This is a genomic window from Streptomyces crystallinus (genome assembly GCF_039521265.1).
GTDB lineage: Bacteria > Actinomycetota > Actinomycetes > Streptomycetales > Streptomycetaceae > Streptomyces > Streptomyces crystallinus.
Genome location: NZ_BAAACA010000021.1, coordinates 88,772 through 108,486 on the forward strand (window position 1 = coordinate 88,772; position 19,715 = coordinate 108,486).

At 72.8% G+C, this 19,715-nt stretch carries 22 protein-coding genes; 18 read left to right on the top strand and 4 right to left on the bottom strand.

Going from position 1 to position 19,715, the window contains the following annotated elements; translation table 11 throughout:
• Positions 1-45 precede the first annotated feature (45 nt).
• From ABD236_RS19185 to ABD236_RS19205, 5 genes are all read left to right on the top strand, one after another.
• Positions 46-990, top strand: coding sequence for a L,D-transpeptidase family protein (locus ABD236_RS19185; protein WP_344074982.1), 945 nt, complete (start codon positions 46-48; stop codon positions 988-990).
• Positions 991-1,031: 41 nt separating this feature from the next.
• On the top strand, positions 1,032-2,174 hold the full coding sequence (gene alr / locus ABD236_RS19190) for an alanine racemase (RefSeq protein ID WP_344075065.1): 1,143 nt from the start codon (positions 1,032-1,034) through the stop codon (positions 2,172-2,174).
• 58 nt (positions 2,175-2,232) lie between these two features.
• The gene (locus tag ABD236_RS19195) at positions 2,233-3,441 is read left to right on the top strand and encodes an alpha/beta fold hydrolase (protein ID WP_344074983.1); all 1,209 of its coding nucleotides are present in this window, start codon (positions 2,233-2,235) and stop codon (positions 3,439-3,441) included.
• Positions 3,413-3,919 carry a tRNA (adenosine(37)-N6)-threonylcarbamoyltransferase complex ATPase subunit type 1 TsaE gene (gene tsaE, locus ABD236_RS19200; RefSeq protein WP_344074984.1) on the top strand — a complete coding sequence of 169 codons (507 nt, stop codon included), beginning with the start codon at positions 3,413-3,415 and terminating at the stop codon, positions 3,917-3,919. The genes ABD236_RS19195 and tsaE overlap by 29 nt, the downstream gene beginning before the upstream one ends.
• A gap of 203 nt (positions 3,920-4,122) precedes the next feature.
• Positions 4,123-4,251 carry a hypothetical protein gene (locus ABD236_RS19205; RefSeq protein WP_344074985.1) on the top strand — a complete coding sequence of 43 codons (129 nt, stop codon included), beginning with the start codon at positions 4,123-4,125 and terminating at the stop codon, positions 4,249-4,251.
• Between the two features lie 57 nt (positions 4,252-4,308).
• On the opposite strand, the gene ABD236_RS19210 is transcribed toward ABD236_RS19205, so the two are convergent.
• Entirely contained in the window at positions 4,309-4,893 is a 585-nt protein-coding gene (locus tag ABD236_RS19210; protein ID WP_344074986.1) for a hypothetical protein, read from the bottom strand.
• Positions 4,894-5,026: 133 nt separating this feature from the next.
• On the opposite strand from ABD236_RS19210, the gene tsaB reads away from it, so the two are divergent.
• From tsaB to ABD236_RS19250, 8 genes are all read left to right on the top strand, one after another.
• Entirely contained in the window at positions 5,027-5,680 is a 654-nt protein-coding gene (gene tsaB / locus ABD236_RS19215; RefSeq protein ID WP_344074988.1) for a tRNA (adenosine(37)-N6)-threonylcarbamoyltransferase complex dimerization subunit type 1 TsaB, read from the top strand.
• 17 nt (positions 5,681-5,697) lie between these two features.
• Complete coding sequence (gene rimI / locus ABD236_RS19220; protein WP_344075066.1) at positions 5,698-6,171, top strand: ribosomal protein S18-alanine N-acetyltransferase; 474 nt, start codon at positions 5,698-5,700, stop codon at positions 6,169-6,171.
• Positions 6,171-7,277 carry a tRNA (adenosine(37)-N6)-threonylcarbamoyltransferase complex transferase subunit TsaD gene (tsaD, locus tag ABD236_RS19225; RefSeq protein WP_344074989.1) on the top strand — a complete coding sequence of 369 codons (1,107 nt, stop codon included), beginning with the start codon at positions 6,171-6,173 and terminating at the stop codon, positions 7,275-7,277. Before rimI ends, tsaD begins: the two co-directional genes overlap by 1 nt.
• Positions 7,274-7,540 (top strand): hypothetical protein, encoded by a 267-nt coding sequence (locus ABD236_RS19230; protein ID WP_344074990.1) that lies wholly within the window; start codon positions 7,274-7,276, stop codon positions 7,538-7,540. The genes tsaD and ABD236_RS19230 overlap by 4 nt, the downstream gene beginning before the upstream one ends.
• Before the next feature lie 61 nt (positions 7,541-7,601).
• Positions 7,602-8,456, top strand: a complete 855-nt coding sequence (locus ABD236_RS19235; protein WP_344074991.1) for a polysaccharide deacetylase family protein — start codon at positions 7,602-7,604, stop codon at positions 8,454-8,456.
• A 210-nt stretch (positions 8,457-8,666) separates the two neighbouring features.
• On the top strand, positions 8,667-9,023 hold the full coding sequence (locus ABD236_RS19240; RefSeq protein ID WP_344074992.1) for a YciI family protein: 357 nt from the start codon (positions 8,667-8,669) through the stop codon (positions 9,021-9,023).
• 81 nt (positions 9,024-9,104) lie between these two features.
• A complete protein-coding gene (locus ABD236_RS19245) occupies positions 9,105-10,349 on the top strand; it encodes an RNA polymerase sigma factor (protein ID WP_425543904.1) in 1,245 nt (414 codons plus the stop codon).
• A gap of 153 nt (positions 10,350-10,502) precedes the next feature.
• A complete protein-coding gene (locus tag ABD236_RS19250; RefSeq protein WP_344074994.1) occupies positions 10,503-10,991 on the top strand; it encodes a VOC family protein in 489 nt (162 codons plus the stop codon).
• 20 nt (positions 10,992-11,011) lie between these two features.
• On the opposite strand, the gene ABD236_RS19255 is transcribed toward ABD236_RS19250, so the two are convergent.
• On the bottom strand, positions 11,012-11,875 hold the full coding sequence (locus ABD236_RS19255) for an NAD(P)-dependent oxidoreductase (protein ID WP_344074995.1): 864 nt from the start codon (positions 11,873-11,875) through the stop codon (positions 11,012-11,014).
• 185 nt (positions 11,876-12,060) lie between these two features.
• On the opposite strand from ABD236_RS19255, the gene ABD236_RS19260 reads away from it, so the two are divergent.
• Positions 12,061-12,690 carry a hypothetical protein gene (locus ABD236_RS19260; RefSeq protein ID WP_344074996.1) on the top strand — a complete coding sequence of 210 codons (630 nt, stop codon included), beginning with the start codon at positions 12,061-12,063 and terminating at the stop codon, positions 12,688-12,690.
• Between the two features lie 46 nt (positions 12,691-12,736).
• A complete protein-coding gene (locus ABD236_RS19265; RefSeq protein ID WP_344074997.1) occupies positions 12,737-13,102 on the top strand; it encodes a hypothetical protein in 366 nt (121 codons plus the stop codon).
• 40 nt (positions 13,103-13,142) lie between these two features.
• On the opposite strand, the gene ABD236_RS19270 is transcribed toward ABD236_RS19265, so the two are convergent.
• Positions 13,143-14,348, bottom strand: a complete 1,206-nt coding sequence (locus ABD236_RS19270; RefSeq protein WP_344074998.1) for a class I SAM-dependent methyltransferase — start codon at positions 14,346-14,348, stop codon at positions 13,143-13,145.
• A gap of 92 nt (positions 14,349-14,440) precedes the next feature.
• On the opposite strand from ABD236_RS19270, the gene ABD236_RS19275 reads away from it, so the two are divergent.
• Positions 14,441-15,376: a polysaccharide deacetylase family protein gene (locus tag ABD236_RS19275; protein ID WP_344074999.1), complete on the top strand. Its 936-nt coding sequence runs from the start codon at positions 14,441-14,443 to the stop codon at positions 15,374-15,376.
• A 396-nt stretch (positions 15,377-15,772) separates the two neighbouring features.
• On the opposite strand, the gene ABD236_RS19280 is transcribed toward ABD236_RS19275, so the two are convergent.
• The gene (locus ABD236_RS19280; protein ID WP_344075000.1) at positions 15,773-17,188 is read right to left on the bottom strand and encodes an FtsW/RodA/SpoVE family cell cycle protein; all 1,416 of its coding nucleotides are present in this window, start codon (positions 17,186-17,188) and stop codon (positions 15,773-15,775) included.
• A 407-nt stretch (positions 17,189-17,595) separates the two neighbouring features.
• On the opposite strand from ABD236_RS19280, the gene groES reads away from it, so the two are divergent.
• Both groES and groL read left to right on the top strand, forming a co-directional pair.
• Positions 17,596-17,904: a co-chaperone GroES gene (gene groES / locus ABD236_RS19285; RefSeq protein ID WP_344075001.1), complete on the top strand. Its 309-nt coding sequence runs from the start codon at positions 17,596-17,598 to the stop codon at positions 17,902-17,904.
• Positions 17,905-18,019: 115 nt separating this feature from the next.
• Positions 18,020-19,648 (top strand): chaperonin GroEL, encoded by a 1,629-nt coding sequence (groL, locus tag ABD236_RS19290; protein ID WP_344075002.1) that lies wholly within the window; start codon positions 18,020-18,022, stop codon positions 19,646-19,648.
• Positions 19,649-19,715: the final 67 nt, after the last annotated feature.

Consider the following 19,715-nt stretch of genomic DNA (forward strand, 5'->3'; position numbering starts at 1 on the left):
GCGCGGCACCCCCCACCCCGCACCCCCACCCGCTTCCCTGACCCCATGACCCCCAGAGGCACACGCATCCCCCTCGCCCTCGCCGCCGCCTCCCTCGCCCTGTGCGGCGCCGCCCACCCCGTCCCCCCGCACCCGGGCCCCGGCCCCGCCGCCACCCCGGTCGCCCAGGTCCCCGTCCCCGCCCCGGAACCCGCGCCCGTCCCCGAGACCGCCCCCGAAACCGCCCTCGTCCCGGGCGAACCCGCCGCGCCGGGGCAGCCCGTGTACCTCATGGACACGCCCGACCAGGTGCTGCCCCCGCTCGTGTACGAGCCCAGCGCCGCCGAGGACGCCGTCGAGCCCGCCGCGCCCGTCGGCGGGGAGCGGACCGTCGAGTACGTGCCCCGCGACGAGCTCGGTGCCGCCGCGTGCAGCAAGCAGGCCGGGCCGTACCAGCGCCAGGTCGAGCGGTGGCTGAAGCTGCCCGTCGACGGGAAGCAGTCCGCCGCCGACTGCGCCGCGATCCGCCGCTTCCAGAGCGCCCACGGCATCCGCCCGGACAGCGGCTTCGCCGGGCCCGCCACCTGGGGCACCATGCGCCTCCTCGCCGCCCGGGCCGACCCGAACGCCGCCCACCGCTGCCCCGTCCGCAAGGGCCGGACCGCGTGCGTCGACCTGGACCGGCAGATCATGTGGGTGCAGAACAGTGCGAAGGTCACCTTCGGGCCTGTGGCCATTCGCAGTGGACGGCCCGGCTACGCCACTCGTACCGGCACCTACCCCGTCTACTGGCGCCACAAGAACCACTGGTCCACCATCTACAACGCGCCCATGCCGTACGCCCAGTTCTTCAGCGGTGGGCAGGCCTTCCATGCCATCTACGACAACATCTACTCCGCCGTCGGCTCCCGTGGCTGCGTCAATCTGACCTACGCGGACGCCAAGCGGCTGTGGGGCGCGCTGCGCAAGGGTGACCCGGTCCAGATCTGGGGCCGCAGGCCCGGCGCCTGAGGTGGGGGCGCAGCTCTGAGAGACTTGGCGCGATGACCGCGATGACTCAGACCGTGCACACCCGAGCCCGCGCCGAGATCGATCTGGCCGCCCTGCGCGCCAACGTCCGCGCGCTGCGCGCCCGTACCCCCGGCGCGCAGTTCATGGCCGTCGTGAAGGCGGACGCGTACGGGCACGGCGCGCTGCCCTGCGCCCGCGCCGCGATCGAGGCGGGCGCCACCTGGGTGGGCACCGCGACGCCGCAGGAGGCCCTGGCGCTGCGCGCGGCCGGGGTCGGCGGCCGGATGCTGTGCTGGCTGTGGACGCCCGGCGGGCCCTGGCGCGAGGCGATCGAGGCCGACATCGATGTGTCGGTCAGCGGGATGTGGGACCTGCGGGAGGCCGCGGCGGCCGCCCGCGCGGCCGGGCGCGTCGCCCGGATCCAGCTCAAGGCCGACACGGGGCTCGGCCGCAACGGCTGCCAGCCCGCCGACTGGCCCGAGCTCGTCCAGGCCGCCCTCACCACCCCCGAGGTCCGCGTCACCGGCCTCTGGTCGCACTTCGCCTGCGCCGACGAGCCCGGCCACCCCTCCATCGCCCCCCAGCTCGCCCTCTTCCGCGAGATGGTGGCGTACGCGGAGAAGGAGGGCGTCGAGCCCGAGGTGCGGCACCTCGCCAACTCCCCGGCCACCCTCACCCTCCCCGAGTCCCATTTCGACCTGGTACGGCCGGGTATCGCCATGTACGGCGTGAGCCCCGCGCCCGAGCTCGGCGCGCCGGGCGACTTCGGGCTGCGGCCGGTGATGACGCTCACCGCCTCCGTGGCGCTCACCAAGCGGGTTCCGGCCGGGCACGGCGTCAGTTACGGACATCATTACGTCACCCCGGGTGAGACCACTCTTGGGCTCATTCCGCTGGGGTATGCGGACGGCATCCCCCGGCACGCCTCCGGGCGCGGGCCCGTGCTGGTCGGCGGGAAGGTGCGGACGGTCGCGGGCCGGGTCGCCATGGACCAGTTCGTGGTCGACCTCGACGGGGACGCGGTGGCGCCGGGCGCGGAGGCGGTCCTGTTCGGGCCGGGCGACCGGGGCGAGCCGAGCGCCGAGGACTGGGCGCGGGCCGCGGACACCATCGCGTACGAGATCGTCACCCGGATCGGTTCGCGGGTGCCGCGCGTCTATCTGAACGAGGGTGGCGACAGCTGAACCCCGCGGGGCGGCTGGGCGCGGTTGCGGATCACGAGGGACCACGAGGAGCGGCACGGTGAGCGAGACCAGCACGGGGGACGCGGTGCAGGCCGTGGGCAGCTGGCGCCGGGCGGGGCTGGCCGGCGCCGCGATAGGCGTGGTCGCGGCCGGGGCCGCCGCCGGGGTCGCGGTCGAGCGGCTCACCGTGGGACGCGGTATGCGCAGGCGGGCCCGGCTGGCGCTGGACGCGGCGGGGCCGTACGGCGCGCTGCGCGGCACACCGGGGCGCGCCTACGCCGACGACGGCACCGAGCTGTACTACGAGTGCGACGAGGCCGAGCCGTCCGCCAAGGCCAACGGGGCGCGCAAGCGGCGGCTGTTCGGCCGCAAGGCGCCCGCGCCGGTCACCGTGGTCTTCTCGCACGGCTTCTGTCTGAGCCAGGACGCCTGGCACTTCCAGCGGGCCGCGCTGCGCGGGGTGGTGCGCACCGTCCACTGGGACCAGCGCAGCCACGGCCGTTCGGCGCGCGGCGAGGCGCAGGCGCAGGGCAGGCCCCTCACCATCGACCAGCTGGGCCGCGACCTCAAGGCCGTCCTGGACGCGGCCGCGCCCGAGGGGCCGCTGGTGCTCGTGGGGCACTCGATGGGCGGGATGACCGTGATGGCGCTCGCCGACCAGTACCCGGAGCTGATCCGCGACCGGGTCGTCGGGGTCGCCTTCGTCGGCACCTCCTCGGGCCGGCTGGGCGAGGTCAGCTACGGCCTCCCGGTGGCGGGGGTCAACGCGGTGCGTCGCATCCTGCCCGGGGTGCTCCGGGCGCTCGGCTCGCAGGCGGAGCTGGTGGAGCGCGGCCGGCGGGCCACCGCCGACCTCTTCGCCGGGATGATCAAGCGCTACTCGTTCTCCTCCAAGGACGTGGACCCGGCCGTGGTCCGGTTCGCCGAGCGGATGATCGAGGGGACGCCGATCGACGTGGTGGCGGAGTTCTACCCGGCCTTCGACGACCACGACAAGGAGGCGGCGCTCCAGATCTTCGCCGAGGTCCCCGCCCTCGTCCTGGCGGGCGACCGCGACCTGGTCACCCCCAGCTCGCACAGCGAGTCCATCGCGGACCTGCTGCCCGACGCCGAGCTGGTCATCGTCCCCGACGGCGGGCACCTGGTGATGCTGGAGCACCCCGAGACGGTCACCGACCGGCTGGCGGACCTGCTGGCGCGGGTCGGGGCGGTGCCGGAGGCGACTAACGTTGGCACGTATGGAAGCACCGCACAGCCAGGCCACTGAGGCCATGACCCGGCTCACCCTCGACTCGCCCGCCGAGATGCAGGAGTTGGGCCGCAAGATCGCCAAACTGCTCCGCCCGGGCGACCTCGTCCTGCTCACCGGCGAGCTGGGCGCGGGCAAGACGACGCTGGCGCGCGGCCTCGGCGAGGGCCTCGGCGTGCGCGGCGCGGTGACCTCCCCGACCTTCGTGATCGCCCGGGTGCACCCCTCGCTGACCGGCGGCCCGGCGCTGGTGCACGTGGACGCGTACCGGCTCGGCGGCGGTCTGGACGAGATGGAGGACCTGGACCTCGACGTCTCGCTGCCGGAGTCCGTGGTGGTCGTGGAGTGGGGCGACGGCAAGGTCGAGGAGCTCTCCGACGACCGGCTGCACGTGGTCATCGACCGGGTGGTCGGCGAGACGGACGACGACCGCCGGGTGGTGACCGTGACCGGTCTGGGCACCCGGTGGTCGGGAGCCGGGATCGACTCCCTGTAGCCGCCGGGGGCCGGGCGGGGCGCGTGGGAGACGTACGTTCCGACAAGCCGTCGGCAAAATGTTGCGCGGGTCCCGCCGGGCGTGGTCACATGGGAGGAGAGACCTGGTTAGGTCTACCTAACCACGCCTTCTCCAGGAGCCGGGAGGCCGCCATGACCGTGTCGGAGCGCGAAGCGCAGCCGCGGCGTACGCAGGGTGTGTCCATGAGCGAGCTGCTGGCCTCCTGCGCGGCGGCGAACGCCGTCTCGACGCCGCCGAAGCGGACCGAGCCGGACCCCGCCGAGTCGCCCGAGCCGGCCGGGGAGAGCGGCACCCGCCGCGACGCCGCCTGACCCGCATCACTCTTTCGGGTGTTTCTCGCGGTACGTCGAGGGGCTCCGCAGGGCGCGCTACTGCACCACGACGATCTTCGAGCCGATGGTGGCGAAGGCCCACAGCGCGTTGCCGTCCTCGCGCTTCATCCGGATGCCGCCGGTGCGCTTGTTCGGGTCGGGGCTGGCCAGCTTGCCGTTGACCGCCGCGCTGAATCCGATGGTCACCGAGTCCACGGTGGCGAACCGCACCACGTGCTCGATCGGCACGCCGTCCGAGCCGGGCACGGACGCGGCCCGCGAGGTCACCGCGTAGTTGCCGGGCTTGGGGCTGACCGTGGACGGCATGACCTCGAAGGTCCTGGGCGGCAGGCCCTTGAGCGTCTTGGTGCCCACCAGCCATACGCGCTTGGCGCTCAGCGAGTAGACGACGCGCGGGCCGACCCCGGAGTTCTGCGGCAGCGCCGTCACGTTCTTCGACGGCGTCGTGCCCTTGGGCGGCACCGCCGTCGAGGAACTCGGGGCGGGCGAGACCGTGGTGCCGGGAGCCGCCAGATCGGCTTTGGAGGGGGCGTTCGCCGACGCCTGATAGGCGAGGAAGCCGACCACCGCGAGCGCCGCCGCGGTGAGCCCGGCCACAAATCCCGAGCTGCTCCTTGCCACCTGGCTCGCCCCTTTCGTACGTACCGGCCGCAAGGCGTACAAGCCTGCGGTCATATCTGCGGCTGACGGTAGCAGCCGGGGGCGGCCGGGGCGGGACGCCGTGCCCCCGGCGCCGTGGCCGTAGGCTGTTCGCGTGCTCTTGCTCGCCGTTGATACCGCCACTCCCGCCGTGACCGTCGCCCTGCACGACGGCACGGACGTCGTCGCCGAGACCAGCCGGGTGGACGCCCGCCGCCACGGGGAGCTGCTGCTGCCCGCCGTCCACCAGGTGCTCGCGGACGCCGGGCTCACGCTCGACGCCGTCACCGACCTGGTCGTCGGGGTCGGCCCCGGCCCGTACACCGGACTGCGCGTCGGCCTGGTGACGGCCGCGACCTTCGGCTCGGTGCTCGGCGTGCCCGTCCACGGCCTGTGCACGCTCGACGGCCTCGCCTACGCCTCCGGCATCGAGGGGCCGTTCGCGGTGGCCACCGACGCCCGCCGCAAAGAGGTCTACTGGGCCCGCTACGACGACTTCCGCACCCGCGCCGGCGAGCCCTCCGTGGACCGGCCCGCCGAGATCGCCGAGCAGGTCGCCGGGCTGCCGGTGGTCGGCGCGGGCGCGCTGCTCTACCCCGAGTCCTTCCCGGACGCGCGCGGGCCCGAGCACCAGTCGGCGGCGGCGCTGGCCTCGCTGGCGGCCGAGCGGCTCGCGGCGGGCGCCGCGTTCCTGCCGCCCACCCCGCTCTATCTGCGCCGCCCGGACGCGCAGGTCCCCAAGAACTACAAGGTGGTCACCCCGCAGTGAGCGTGGCGCTCCGCGAGATGCGCTGGTGGGACATAGAACCGGTGCTCGCGCTCGAACACGACCTCTTCCCCGAGGACGCCTGGTCGGCGGGGATGTTCTGGTCGGAGCTCGCGCACGCCAGGGGGCCCGGTGCCACCCGCCGCTATGTGGTGGCCGAGGACGCGTCGGGCCGGCTGGTCGGCTACGCGGGCCTCGCGGCCGCCGGCGGCCTCGGCGACGTCCAGACCATCGCCGCGGCCCGCGACCAGTGGGGCACGGGCCTGGGCGCCCGCCTGCTGACCGACCTGCTCAAGCACGCCACCGCCTTCGAGTGCGACGAGGTCCTGCTCGAGGTGCGGGTGGACAACACACGGGCCCAGAAGCTCTACGAGCGCTTCGGCTTCGAGCCCATCGGATTCCGGCGGGGCTACTACCAGCCGGGCAACGTCGACGCGCTCGTGATGCGCCTGATCGTCCAGGAACACGACCGAGAAACAGAAGAGACTGACTGATGGCTGACGAACCGCTGGTACTCGGCATCGAGACCTCCTGCGACGAGACCGGCGTCGGCATCGTGCGCGGCACGACGCTGCTCGCCGACGCCGTCGCGTCCAGCGTGGACACCCACGCCCGGTTCGGCGGCGTGGTGCCCGAGATCGCCTCGCGCGCGCACCTGGAGGCGATGGTCCCGACCATCGAGCGCGCCCTGAAGACGGCCGGGATCTCCGCGCGCGACCTCGACGGCATCGCGGTGACCGCCGGGCCGGGCCTGGCGGGCGCGCTGCTCGTCGGCGTCTCGGCCGCCAAGGCCTACGCGTACGCCCTGAACAAGCCGCTGTACGGGGTGAACCACCTGGCCTCGCACATCTGCGTGGACCAGCTGGAGCACGGGCCGCTGCCCGAGCCCACGATGGCGCTGCTGGTCAGCGGCGGCCACTCCTCGCTGCTGCTCGCGCCGGACATCACCGCGGACGTCCGCCCGATGGGCCAGACGATCGACGACGCGGCGGGCGAGGCCTTCGACAAGATCGCGCGCGTCCTCGACCTCGGCTTCCCCGGCGGCCCGGTGATCGACCGGCTCGCCAAGGAGGGCGACCCGGCGGCGATCGCGTTCCCGCGCGGACTGAGCGGCTCGCGCGACCCGGCGTACGACTTCTCCTTCTCGGGGCTGAAGACCGCCGTGGCCCGCTGGATCGAGGCCAAGCGCAACGCGGGCGAGGAGGTGCCCGTACGCGACGTGGCCGCCTCCTTCCAGGAGGCCGTGGTCGACGTCCTGACCCGCAAGGCCGTCCGGGCCTGCAAGGACGAGGGCGTGGACCACTTGATGATCGGCGGCGGCGTCGCGGCCAACTCGCGGCTGCGCGCGCTCGCCCAGGAGCGCTGCGAGAAGGCGGGCATCCGGCTGCGGGTGCCGCGCCCCGGGCTGTGCACGGACAACGGGGCCATGGTGGCGGCGCTCGGCGCCGAGATGGTGGCGCGCAACCGGCCCGCCTCGGACCTGGACCTGTCGGCGGACTCCTCGCTGCCGGTGACGGACCCTCATGTGCCCGGCACCCAGGGCCACGCGCACGACCACGACCACGTGCACGAGATCAGCAAGGAGAACCTGTACGGATGACCGTCGCCCTGATGTGGGAGGCGCGGGCGGCCGAGGGCCGCGGCGAGGAGCTGCTCGCCTGGGCCCGCGCCCAGGCCCTGCCGTACGCCCCCGTGCGCCGCGAGGACTTCGCGGCGCCCCAGGACCGGGTGCTCGTGATCACCTGGTGGGACGCGGCGTACGACGCGGAGCTGCCCGAACTGCCGGAGCCGGACGGGGAGTTGGTGACCCGGGCGGTGCACCGCTGGCGCTTCGAGTCACGCGGAGTGGAACCTCCGGCCTGAATTCTGCATCGATCTGTACGCAGAGGGCGTATCGGTCGGCAGTTCGGACGGTTGGTTCACAGTGGGTAAGAAGAGCGCGGCAGCGGCGGGACTGGTTCTGACCGGGGTGCTGCTGGCCACGGGCTGCTCGTCGTCGGACGGCGGCTCCGGCGGCGCCGCCAGGAGCAGCGGTACGGCGGCGAAGCCCTCCGCGCCGCCCTCCGCCCCGGCCCAGGGCGCCCAGGACGCGGTGGCGGGCGCCGCCGCGTACCGCAAGTGGGGGCTGAAGCCGCTGCCCGAGGCCCCGGCGCCGCCCGCGACCAAGCCGGTGCGGGGGAAGCCGGGCGAGGTCCCGGTGATCAGCGACATCCCCACCAAGGAGAAGGTCGTCTTCGTGACCTTCGACGACGGGGCCGAGAAGGACCCCAAGTTCGTCGAGATGATGCGCGAGCTGAGGATCCCCTTCACGATGTTCCTCACCGACGCGGCGATCAGCAGCGACAAGGGCTACTTCAAGCCGCTCCAGCAGCTCGGCAACGCCATCCAGAACCACACCCTGACCCACCCCAACATGCGGACCGAGTCCGGCTCCCAGCAGCAGCACCAGATATGCGGCCAGCAGGAGAAGCTGGCCAAGGAGTACGGCAAGGCGCCCCGGCTCTTCCGGCCGCCGTACGGCAACTGGAACGAGGGCACGCGGGCGGCGGCCAAGGCGTGCGGGGTCCAGGCGATCGTCCTGTGGCGCGAGTCGATGCAGATCCAGAACATGCAGTACCAGCGCGGCGACAAGAAGCTGCACCCCGGCGACATCATCCTGGCCCACTTCCGGGGCAGGAGCGAGCTCAAGGGCCACACGATGACCGAGATGACGGCGAACATGCTCCGCCACATCCAGGAGCAGGGCTTCGCGGTGGCGCGCCTGGAGGACTACGTCTAGGACCGCGTTCGAGGCCCTGGCCCCGGGAGGCGACGGGCGGGCTGCGACGCCCCCTCGACCGGCTTCTGGAGGGGGCCGGAAAAAACTTTCGGGAAAAATCCTCGGGTCGTGTCGAAACCGGGTCCGGCCGTTCGACGTAGAGGTGAGAGGCGGGGAACGGCCCCGCAGCCACCCTCCGGACCACCGTCCGGACGTACCGAGGAGAACACCATGCCGCGCTACCTGTCGATGGTCCGCGTGAACGAGGCCGACGCCCCCGCCGAGGGCCCCAGCGCCGAGCTGATGCAGCGGATGGGCGCCCTGATCGAGGAGATGACCAAGGCCGGGGTCCTGCTGGACACCGCCGGGCTCACCCCCACCGCCCAGGGCACCAGGGTCACCTGGTCGGGCGGGAAGCTCTCGACGACCGACGGTCCCTTCACCGAGTCCAAGGAGGTCGTCGGCGGCTACGCGCTGATGCAGTGCAAGGACATGGCCGAGGCGATCGAGTGGGCCAAGCGGTTCCTGACGATCCACGAGGAGCACTGGACGGTCACCTCCGAGATCCGCGAGATCTTCGAGGGCTGAGCGCTCCTGCGGGTGTGCTCGGACGGGCTCGGGGAGGCCGGCGATTGCCGACGGGCCGCGCGGGTGCTCTCATGACTGCCCGTGAGCACAGAAAAGGACGCCGTCGAGGCCGTCTTCCGGATCGAGTCCCCGCGCGTCATCGCCGCCGTCACCCGGATCGTGCGGGACGTCGGCATCGCCGAGGAGCTGGCGCAGGACGCGCTGGTGGCCGCCCTGGAGCGGTGGCCGGAGACAGGGGTCCCGGACAACCCGGGCGCCTGGCTCACGGCCACCGCCAGGCACCGCGCCGTCGACCTGGTGCGCCGCCGCGAGACGTACGCGCGCAAGCTCGCCGAGATCGGCCGGGACCTCGACGAGGCGGTGGCGGAGCCGGAGTTCGCGGCCGCCGAGGAGCCGGACACCATCGACGACGACCTGCTCCGGCTGATCTTCACCGCCTGCCACCCGGTGCTCTCCACCGAGGCGCGGATCGCGCTGACGCTGCGGCTGCTGGGCGGACTGACGACCGACGAGATCGCCCGCGCCTTCCTCGCCCGGGAGTCGGCCGTCGCCCAGCGGATCTCCCGCGCCAAGCGGTCCCTCGCCAAGGCGGGGGTGCCGTTCGAGGTGCCGGTCGGCCCGGAGCGGGCGGCCCGGCTCGCCTCCGTCCTGGAGGTCATCTACCTGGTCTTCAACGAGGGGTACTCGGCGACGGCCGGCGACGACCTGGTCCGCCCGGCGCTGTGCGAGGACGCGCTGCGGCTGGCGCGGGTGCTGGCCGCGCTGATGCCCGAGGAGCCCGAGGCGCACGCGCTGGCCGCGCTCCTGGAGATCCAGGCCTCCCGGACGAACACCCGCACGGACGCGACCGGCGCCCCCGTGCTGCTCCCCGACCAGAACCGCTCGCGCTGGAACCGGCTGCTGATCCGGCGCGGCTTCGCGGCCCTGACCCGCGCGGGCGAACTCGGCGGCGCCCCGGGCCCGTACGCGCTCCAGGCCGCCATCGCCGCCTGCCATGCCCGGGCCGCCTCGTACGAGGAGACCGACTGGGCGGCGATCGCCGCGCTCTACCGGCGGCTCGCGGCACTCGCGCCCTCCCCGGTGGTGGAGCTGAACCGGGCGGTCGCGGTGGCGATGGCCGAGGGCCCCGGGGCGGGCCTGGCGCTCGTGGACGCGCTCGCCGCCGACCCGGCGCTGCGCGGCTACCACCTGCTGCCGAGCGTCCGGGGCGACCTGCTTGAACGCCTCGGGCGTACGGAGGAGGCGCGCGCGGAGTTCGCCCGCGCGGCGGAGCTGACGCGCAACGAGCGCGAGCGGGAGCTGCTGCGGGCACGGGCGGAGGGCTGAGGCCGCAGGGCCGGGGTCACGGGGCCGGGGCCGGGGCCGGGTTTTTCGTGGGTTTTCCCGGGGACGGCCGATGAGTTTCGCGGGGCGCCCCGGTCTACCTTCCTGAGCCGCCGGTACCCGCCGGACGGCCCGGCCGAGAGGGAGGCAGCGCCCATGTCCGCACAGAAGATCACGACGTTCCTGTGGTTCGACGACCAGGCCGAGGAGGCCGCCGGGTTCTATGTCTCCGTCTTCGGCGGGGACTCGCGGATCGTCGAGACCACGCGGTACACGGAGACGTTCCCCGACCAGGCCGGCCGGGTCATGACCGTCGACTTCGTCCTGGCCGGCCAGCACTACACGGCGCTCAACGGCGGCAAGCAGGACTTCTCCTTCAACGAGTCCATCTCGCTCTCCGTGGACTGCGCGTCCCAGGAGGAGGTCGACGACCTCTGGGCCAAGCTGACCGCCGACGGCGGCGAGGAGGGGCCGTGCGGCTGGCTGAAGGACAAGTACGGCCTGTCCTGGCAGATCGTCCCGCGCGCGCTGCGGGAGATCCTGTCGAGCGAGGACCGGGCGGGCGTGGACCGCGCGGTGGGCGCCATGATGAAGATGAAGAAGCTGGACGTGGCGGGGCTGCGGAAGGCGTACGAGGGGAGCTGAGACCGGGGGCCCGGCGAGGGTCAGCCGCGGTGCAGCAGCTCCACCAGACCGGCCAGGCCCTCCTCGCCGTGCCCGTCCTCGACGCGGCGCCGCATCAGCGCGAACAGCGGCGCCAGCAGCTCGGTGCTCACCCCCTGGGCGCGGCCGAGTCCGGCGAGCGTGTCGACGGCGGCGGCCTGCATGGCGAGGTTGGACCCGGCCGCCGGGTACGCGCCCTCGGCGGCCTCGGCCGCCATCTGGGGCAGCCCGCCGGCCATGGCCGCGAGCCACGGCACGAGCAGCGTGGTGGTGAACCCCTCCACGTCCGCGCCCGCCGAGCGCACCAGCGCCGCCGACTGGAGGAAGCCGGCGAACATCCCGTACATGCCGGTCAGCAGCGCCAGGTCGTGCAGCGGCGCCTGCCCCGGGTCGTCGCCGAGGTACACGGCACGGCCGAACACCTGGAGCACCTCGCGGTGGGCCTCGAAGGAGGCGGTGGAGCCGCTGTAGAGCACCAGGGCCTGCGGGCTGCCGATCATCGGCGGGACGGCCATGATGCCGCCGTCGAGGTAGTCGGCGCCCAACGCCCGTACCTTGACGGCGAGTTCACGGGCCTCCTGGGGTGACCCGTTGGTGAGGTTCACGACGACGCGCCCGCTCAGGGCGGCCCCGGCGGTGTCCACGAGGGCGTGCACATCGGCGTACCCGAGGACGCAGAAAACCACCACCTCGCCGGCCGTGGCGGCGTCGGTGACGGTCGCGGCCCGCAGCGCCCCGCGCTCCACGAGCGGCTCGGCCTTGGCGGGAGTGCGGTTCCAGACGGTGGTGGTGTGCCCGGCGGCGAGGAGGGCGTCGGCGAGGGCGCTGCCCATGGCGCCGAGGCCGACGACGGAAACGGAACTCATGGCGGACTGCTCCTTGGAAAAAGGGGGTGAGAGGGCGGATTCGCCGTCGTTCCGAGTCTCGGGCGACGGGCCGGGCGCCGACAAGTACCGACTTTTTAGTGCGTACTTACCGAAGGGTGCGTACGGCTGCGGGCGCGCGCGGGCGTTCGGCAAGCGGACTCCGCCGCGCCGGTAACCTCATGCGCATGCCATCCCGCACGCCCCTGCCGCCGCCCCCGCCCCCGGTCGGGATCCGTACCTGGCCGGACCGGAACGCCCTGCTCGCGGACCGTGCGGCCGTCCTGAACGACCTGGTGGCACGGCAGTTGGGACCGGCGCGGATCGCGGCGCACTGGGGCTGGGCGGTGCTGCTCGCCACGGGGTGGGCGTTCGTGGGGACGGCGCTCATCGCCTTCACCGAGTCGCTGGACGTGCTGTCGCTGCTGTTCGGGATGATCTGCCTGGTGATCGGGCTGGGCGCGGTGGCGCCGACGGCGGTGGCGATCGCGGCGGGTCTGCGCAAGGACGCGCGCACCCGCCAACTCCTCTGCCAATGGGCTGAGTTGGACAGCGACTCGGCCGCCGACATCGGTCTGCGGGCCCCCCGCCTGAGCCTGGCGTGGCTGCTGCCGGGCGGGCTGATGTGCGCGGTCGGCCTGTTCGTGTGCGTGACGGTCCCGGCGGGGGCGCGGCCGGGCGACGACACCTACGGTGTGGTGGCCCTGGGGATGGGCCTCGGCCTGGTGTGCTGGCTGATGGGGCTGATCGCCGTCAACAAGGCGCTGTCCCACCGCCGCTGGGCCCTACGGCTCCGGCCCGCCACGCGCCTATCCTGAACGCGCGTACGCACGTCGCACGGTTTCAGGGGGGAAGGCGGCAGCAATGGAATGGTATTGGTGGGTCCTCATAGTCTTCTGGATGGGAGGCTTCGGCTGGGCGGCCGACACGGGCCGCACGGCCCTGCGCACCCGCCACGAGCGCAGGCTGGAACGGCTGGAGGCGGCCCGGCAGGAGCGCCTCGCCCTGGAGGCGGCCCACCGCCCCCCGGAGCCCGTCTGCGGCTGTACCCACCACCTCGCCAAGCATGACAAGCAGGGCAAGTGTCATGAGCGGGTGGAGGTCCCGGTCGCCTGGGACGAGTCCAAGCACCCGCTCCGCTTCGAGCCCGGCCAGTGCAACTGCCAGCAGTACGTGGGGCCGCAGCCGCTGTCCCAGGTGTTCGCCGAGGAGCTCACGGACCTGGCGTAGCCGGCCGGTCCGGGCGCGGGCGCGGCTGGGGTGAGGACGGCTACGCCGGTGTCACCGGACGGCCGATGAGCATCGTCGGCGCCCCCGCCACCCGGGTCAGGAACACCGTTGCCGAGGCGCGGCCCTGGAGCTTCATCTTGCGGCGGAGTTCTTCCGGTTCGACCGCCGAGCCGCGCTTCTTGACCGTGAGGACGCCGACTTCGCGTTCGCGCAGCAGGGCCTTGAGCTTCTTCATGTTGAAGGGGAGTTCGTCGGTGATCTCGTACGCGGTGGTGAAGGGGGAGTCGAACGGCTCGTCGTTCGTCACGTACGCGATGGTCTCGTCGATCAGGCGGCCGTCGCAGGCCGCGACGATCTCGGCCACCAGATGGGCGCGGATGACGGCGCCGTCCGGCTCGTACAGATAGCGGCCCACCGGGCCCACCGGCGGGGGCGGCAGCGGGGCCGAGGTCCAGAGGGTGGCCCCGGCGGGGAGGAGGGTGGCGCGAACTGTGCCCGGCGTGCGGGGGTGCCGGGGGGCGTGCGCGCCGCCGAACCAGAGCACGGCCTCCTTCACATCGCCCCCGTCCGAGATCCACTCCGCCTCGGCCTCGGGCGGGACCGACTCGTGCGGGATGCCGGGGGCGATCTTCAGCGCGGCGAACGGGGCCTTCCGGGCGGCGCCGACGGCCCAGGACAGCGGAGGGGAGTACGCCTCGGGGTCGAAGACGCGGCCTCGGCCGCCGCGCCGCGCCGGGTCGACGAACACCGCGTCCCACCCCGAGGTGTCCACGTCCGTCACGTCCGCGCACCGCACCTCGATCAGCCCGGCCAGCCCCAGCGCCGCCGCGTTGGCGCGGGCGACCTCCGCCGTCAGCTCGTCGCGGTCCACCGCGAGGACGCGGATGCCCGCCCGGGCCAGCGCCAGCGCGTCCCCGCCGATGCCGCAGCACAGATCGGCCACGCCCCGTACGCCCTGGGCGGTGAAGACGCGGGCGCGGTGGGCGGCCACCGAGGCGCGCGTCGACTGCTCGACGCCGTTGGGCGTGAAGAACATCCGGTACGCGTCGTCCGCGCCGAACTTCGCGACCGCGCGCTGCCGCAGCCGCGCCTGGGCCAGGGCCGCCGAGACCAGCTCGGGGGCGTACGTCCGGCGCAGCCGGGTGGCCACCGCCAGCTCCTGGGACGGGTCGTAGTCGCGGAGCGCGTCCAGCAGGCCCGTGCCCTCGGGGGTGAGCAGGGCGCGGAAGGTGTCGAGGTCGTTCACCCGCCCCATTGTGGGCCAGGTGGGGGACGGCGCGCGTCCGGTGACGGGTGTCGCCACGGGGAGGCCGCTCCGCACTGACAGGATGCGGCGGCATGCAGCTTGTACGACAAAAGGAACAGAATAGACGCGTTCCGGCCAAAGCCCCGCTCGTTCTGCTGACCGGGCTCGTCGTCGCCGCGCTCGCCTGCGGGTGCGCCGCCGAGGACGCCCGCACCGGGGGGCGCGGCAGCAAGGCCGCCGCCGGGCCGCAGGCGTACGACAGCGACGCCGCCCGCGCCCTGGCCGGCTACTCCGCCCAGCTCAAGGAGGCGCAGGCCGCCCGGGTCGCCGCCGCCAAGAAGTGGAGACTGGCCAAGGTGCCGCTGGCCGCGCCCGCCCCGCCCGCCGTCAAGCCGGAGATCACCAACCGGCCCGGCTTCGAGACGGACGGCGGCGACTCCCTGCCGCCGGTCTTCACCACCGTCCCGACCAAGCAGCGGATCGTCTTCCTCACCATCGACGACGGCGCCGAGAAGGACCCCGAGCTGCTGAAGATGATGCGGGAGCTGCGCATCCCCTACAGCGCGTTCCTCAGCGACTACCTCGTCCGCACCGACTACCCGTACTTCAAGCGGATGCAGGGCCTGGGCGTCACGCTCAACAACCACACCCTCAACCACCGCTATATGCCCGCGCTCTCCTACGACGAGCAGCGCCACGAGATCTGCGACCAGCAGGACAAGATCCAGAAGTGGTCGGGCAAGCGGCCCCGGCTCTTCCGCCCGCCGTACGGCAACTACAACGAGGACACCCTGCGCGCGGCCCGGTCCTGCGGGATCAAGGCGGTGCCGCTGTGGGCCGCGGAGGCGTTCCCCGACCACATGGAGTGGCGCGAGTGGGACCGCGATCTGCACCCCGGCGACATCGTGCTGACGCACTTCCGGGGCCGTGAGGACTGGAAGGGCACGATGCCCGACATGATCCGGCAGGTCATGAAGGTCATCACCGACAAGGGGTACGCGGTGGCCAGGCTGGAGGACTACGTATGAGCCGCGCGCACCGGCGGCCGGGCGGCCGGCTGAGCGGTCTGCTGGCGGCCGGTGCGCTGGTGGTGGGGCTGGTGGGGGCGGGGTGCGCGCAGCAGGTGGCTCCGCTGGAGCGGCTGGGGCGGATGGCGGCGACGCGGGTCTCCGGCCCGGGGGCGGTTTCCTCCGCCCCGTCCCCGCGCGGGGCCTGCGGCCCCCGTACCCCCGTCGGGGCTCCGCCCCGGGACCCCTCCTTCGTCTGCGGACCGTGCTGGGTCGCCCGCGCGGTTCCCCGCGCCCCTGAAAGACCTCGGGCGCGACCAGCCCCAGCGCACCCGCGGACAAAAACCGGGCCGCTCAGGGGCGCGGGGAACTGCGCGATCAGCCACAGACGGCCCGCGGAGAAAGGCCGGGCGGCAGCTACCCCGCCCGCCGCCGCCAGGCCCCGTCGCTGATCCGGATCAGCAGTGCCACCATCACCCAGTTCGCCACCAGCGACGATCCCCCCTTGGCCAGGAACGGGAGCGCCTTGCCGGTCAGGGGGATCAGGCCCGTCACCCCGCCCACCACCACGAACACCTGAAGCGCCAGCGCCGCCGCCAGCCCCGTGGCCAGCAGCTTGCCGAACGCGTCATGGGCCGCCAGGGCCGTCCGCAGACCCCGCTGGATCAGCAGCCCGTACAGCAGGAGCACCGCCATCACCCCGGCCATCCCCAGCTCCTCCCCGACCGTGGTCAGGATGAAGTCGCTGCGGCCCGCGAAGCCGACCAGCTCGGGGTGGCCCGCGCCCAGGCCCGTCCCCGTCATCCCGCCGCTGCCGAAGCTGAAGAGCCCCTGCGCCAGCTGGTCGGAGACCAGGCCCGGCGGGCGTTTCTCCGGTGGCAGGAACACGTCGAAGGGGTGCAGCCAGGCCACGATCCGGCCCTTGACGTGCGGCTCGGTCGAGCCGACGACGTACGCCCCGGCCGCCGCCATCAGCACCCCGCACACCACCCAGCTGGTGCGCTCCGTCGCCACGTACAGCATCACCACGAAGAGCCCGAAGAAGATCAGCGAGGTGCCCAGGTCGCGTTCGAGGACGAGCACCAGCAGGCTCAGCACCCAGATCGCCACCAGCGGCGCCATCTGGCGGCCGGGCGGCAGCCGGACGCCCAGGACCTTGCGGCCGGTGAGCGCCAGCGAGTCGCGGTGGACCACCAGATAGCCCGCGAAGAACACCGTGATGATGATCTTCACGAACTCGCCGGGCTGGAGCGAGAAAGGGCCGAGGTAGACCCACCGCTTGGCGCCGTACGTGTCCGCCCCGAAGAAAGTCGGCGCCATCAGCAGGACCAGGGCCACGGCCATCGAGACGTACATGTAGCGCGTGAGGCGCCGGTGGTCGCGCAGCAGCGCCACCGTCACCAGACAGCCCGTCAGTCCGATGACCGTCCACACCAGCTGCCCCGACGCGGTGGGCGCCGACTTGAACGCCTTCGCGTACGCCGGGTCGAGGCGGTGGAGCAGCACCAGGCCGAGCCCGGACAGGAGGACGGCCAGCGGCAGGATCAGCGGATCGGCGTACGCGGCGAACCTGCGTACGGTCAGATGCCCGGCCAGCGAGATCAGCGTCATGCTCACCGCGAACTCGGCGGTGGCGCGCGCGACCTGGCCCGTCAGCGCCGCCGAGACACAGGCGTGGCCGCCCACGGTGACGAGCACCACCAGTGCGAGCAGCAGCGCCTCGGTCCGGCGGCGGGCGGCGGCGAGCGCCCGCCCGGGGCCCGCGTCGTCGCGGCCCCGGCCCTCGTCCTGCGTACCGGCCCGGTCGCCGACACCCGCGCGTATGGTCCTCATCGGCCCGACCTTAGGCACCCTTTCGTCCGGATGGCGAGGTTCCTCCGGAAGAAGCCATGTCGGGAAGTCCACAGGGGCGCGGAAGAACCAGATGGGTGAATTCGGCGTCGGCGCGGGCCCGGCGGCCGCAGCGCGCGGGCCGGGAGGCCGGAGCGCGCGGGCCGGGAGGTCGGAGGGGGGAGCCGGTGCGGCCCCTCGACGGGACCCTCCGGTTTCGGCCGCCACGGCCCTCGGCTTGGCACTCCGCTTGACCGAGTGCTAATCGCCGTCCTAGTCTCGGCTCTGGCACTCCCCACTGGAGAGTGCCAACACAGCGACGGGCAGGTCCGGCACCCGCGACGACGGATCCACCTGGTCGCCACCCAGACAGTTAACCCCGTGAGATCTCCGAAGGGGGAGACCGGATCGTGACGACCGCCAGCTCCAAGGTTGCCATCAAGCCGCTCGAGGACCGCATCGTGGTCCAGCCGCTCGACGCCGAGCAGACCACGGCCTCCGGCCTGGTCATTCCGGACACCGCCAAGGAGAAGCCCCAGGAGGGCGTCGTCCTGGCCGTGGGTCCGGGCCGGATCGAGGACGGCAAGCGCGTCGAGCTCGACGTCTCCGTCGGCGACGTCGTGCTCTACAGCAAGTACGGCGGCACCGAGGTGAAGTACAACGGCGAGGAGTACCTCGTCCTCTCGGCTCGCGACGTGCTCGCGATCATCGAGAAGTAGTTCATCTCGAAGCGAATGCTTCTCAACTGCGCCCCTGGCCACCCCGCTGACAGCCGGGCGGCGAGGGGCGCAGTCTTCGTAATCCCGAGTTTTCCGAGAGGGCTGAACCGCTCCCATGGCGAAGATCCTGAAGTTCGACGAGGACGCCCGTCGCGCCCTTGAGCGCGGCGTCAACAAGCTTGCCGACACGGTGAAGGTGACGATCGGCCCCAAGGGCCGCAACGTCGTCATCGACAAGAAGTTCGGCGCCCCCACCATCACCAACGACGGTGTCACCATCGCCCGCGAGGTCGAGCTCGACGACCCGTACGAGAACCTGGGCGCCCAGCTGGTGAAGGAGGTGGCGACCAAGACCAACGACATCGCGGGTGACGGCACCACCACCGCCACCGTGCTGGCCCAGGCGCTGGTCCGCGAGGGTCTGCGCAACGTCGCCGCCGGCGCCTCCCCGGCCGCCCTGAAGAAGGGCATCGACGCGGCCGTCAAGGCCGTCTCCGAGGAGCTGCTCGCCACCGCGCGTCCGATCGACGACAAGTCGGACATCGCCGCCGTGGCCGCGCTCTCCGCGCAGGACCAGCAGGTCGGCGAGCTCATCGCCGAGGCGATGGACAAGGTCGGCAAGGACGGTGTCATCACCGTCGAGGAGTCCAACACCTTCGGCCTGGAGCTGGAGTTCACCGAGGGCATGGCCTTCGACAAGGGCTACCTCTCGCCGTACATGGTCTCCGACCAGGAGCGTATGGAGGCCGTCCTCGACGACCCGTACATCCTGATCAACCAGGGCAAGATCTCCTCGATCCAGGACCTGCTGCCGCTCCTGGAGAAGGTCATCCAGGCCGGCGCCTCCAAGCCGCTCCTGATCATCGCCGAGGACGTCGAGGGCGAGGCCCTCTCCACCCTCGTCGTCAACAAGATCCGCGGCACGTTCAACGCCGTGGCCGTCAAGGCCCCGGGCTTCGGCGACCGCCGCAAGGCGATGCTCCAGGACATGGCCACCCTCACCGGTGCCACCGTCATCGCCGAGGAGGTCGGCCTCAAGCTCGACCAGGCCGGTCTGGACGTGCTGGGCTCCGCCCGCCGCGTGACCGTCACCAAGGACGACACCACGATCGTCGACGGCGGCGGCAACAGCGAGGACGTGGCCGGCCGCGTCGCGCAGATCAAGGCCGAGATCGAGTCCACGGACTCCGACTGGGACCGCGAGAAGCTCCAGGAGCGCCTCGCCAAGCTCGCCGGCGGCGTCTGCGTGATCAAGGTCGGCGCCGCCACCGAGGTGGAGCTGAAGGAGAAGAAGCACCGTCTGGAGGACGCCATCTCCGCGACCCGCGCCGCGGTCGAGGAGGGCATCGTCTCCGGTGGTGGCTCCGCGCTCGTCCACGCCGTCAAGGTCCTGGAGGGCAACCTCGACAAGACCGGCGACGAGGCCACGGGTGTCGCGGTCGTCAAGCGCGCCGCCGTCGAGCCGCTGCGCTGGATCGCCGAGAACGCCGGCCTCGAGGGCTACGTCATCACCTCGAAGGTGGCGGAGCTGGACAAGGGCAACGGCTTCAACGCCGCCACCGGTGAGTACGGCGACCTGGTCAAGGCCGGCGTCATCGACCCGGTCAAGGTGACGCGCTCCGCCCTGGAGAACGCCGCCTCCATCGCCTCCCTGCTGCTCACGACCGAGACCCTGGTCGTCGAGAAGCCGGCCGAGGAGGAGGCCGAGGCCGGTCACGGCCACGGTCACGGCCACAGCCACTGACGTGGTGACACGCTGACGCCCCGCGTCGGCTGATGCCGTACGACGTGTGAAGGCCCCTGTGCCGCCG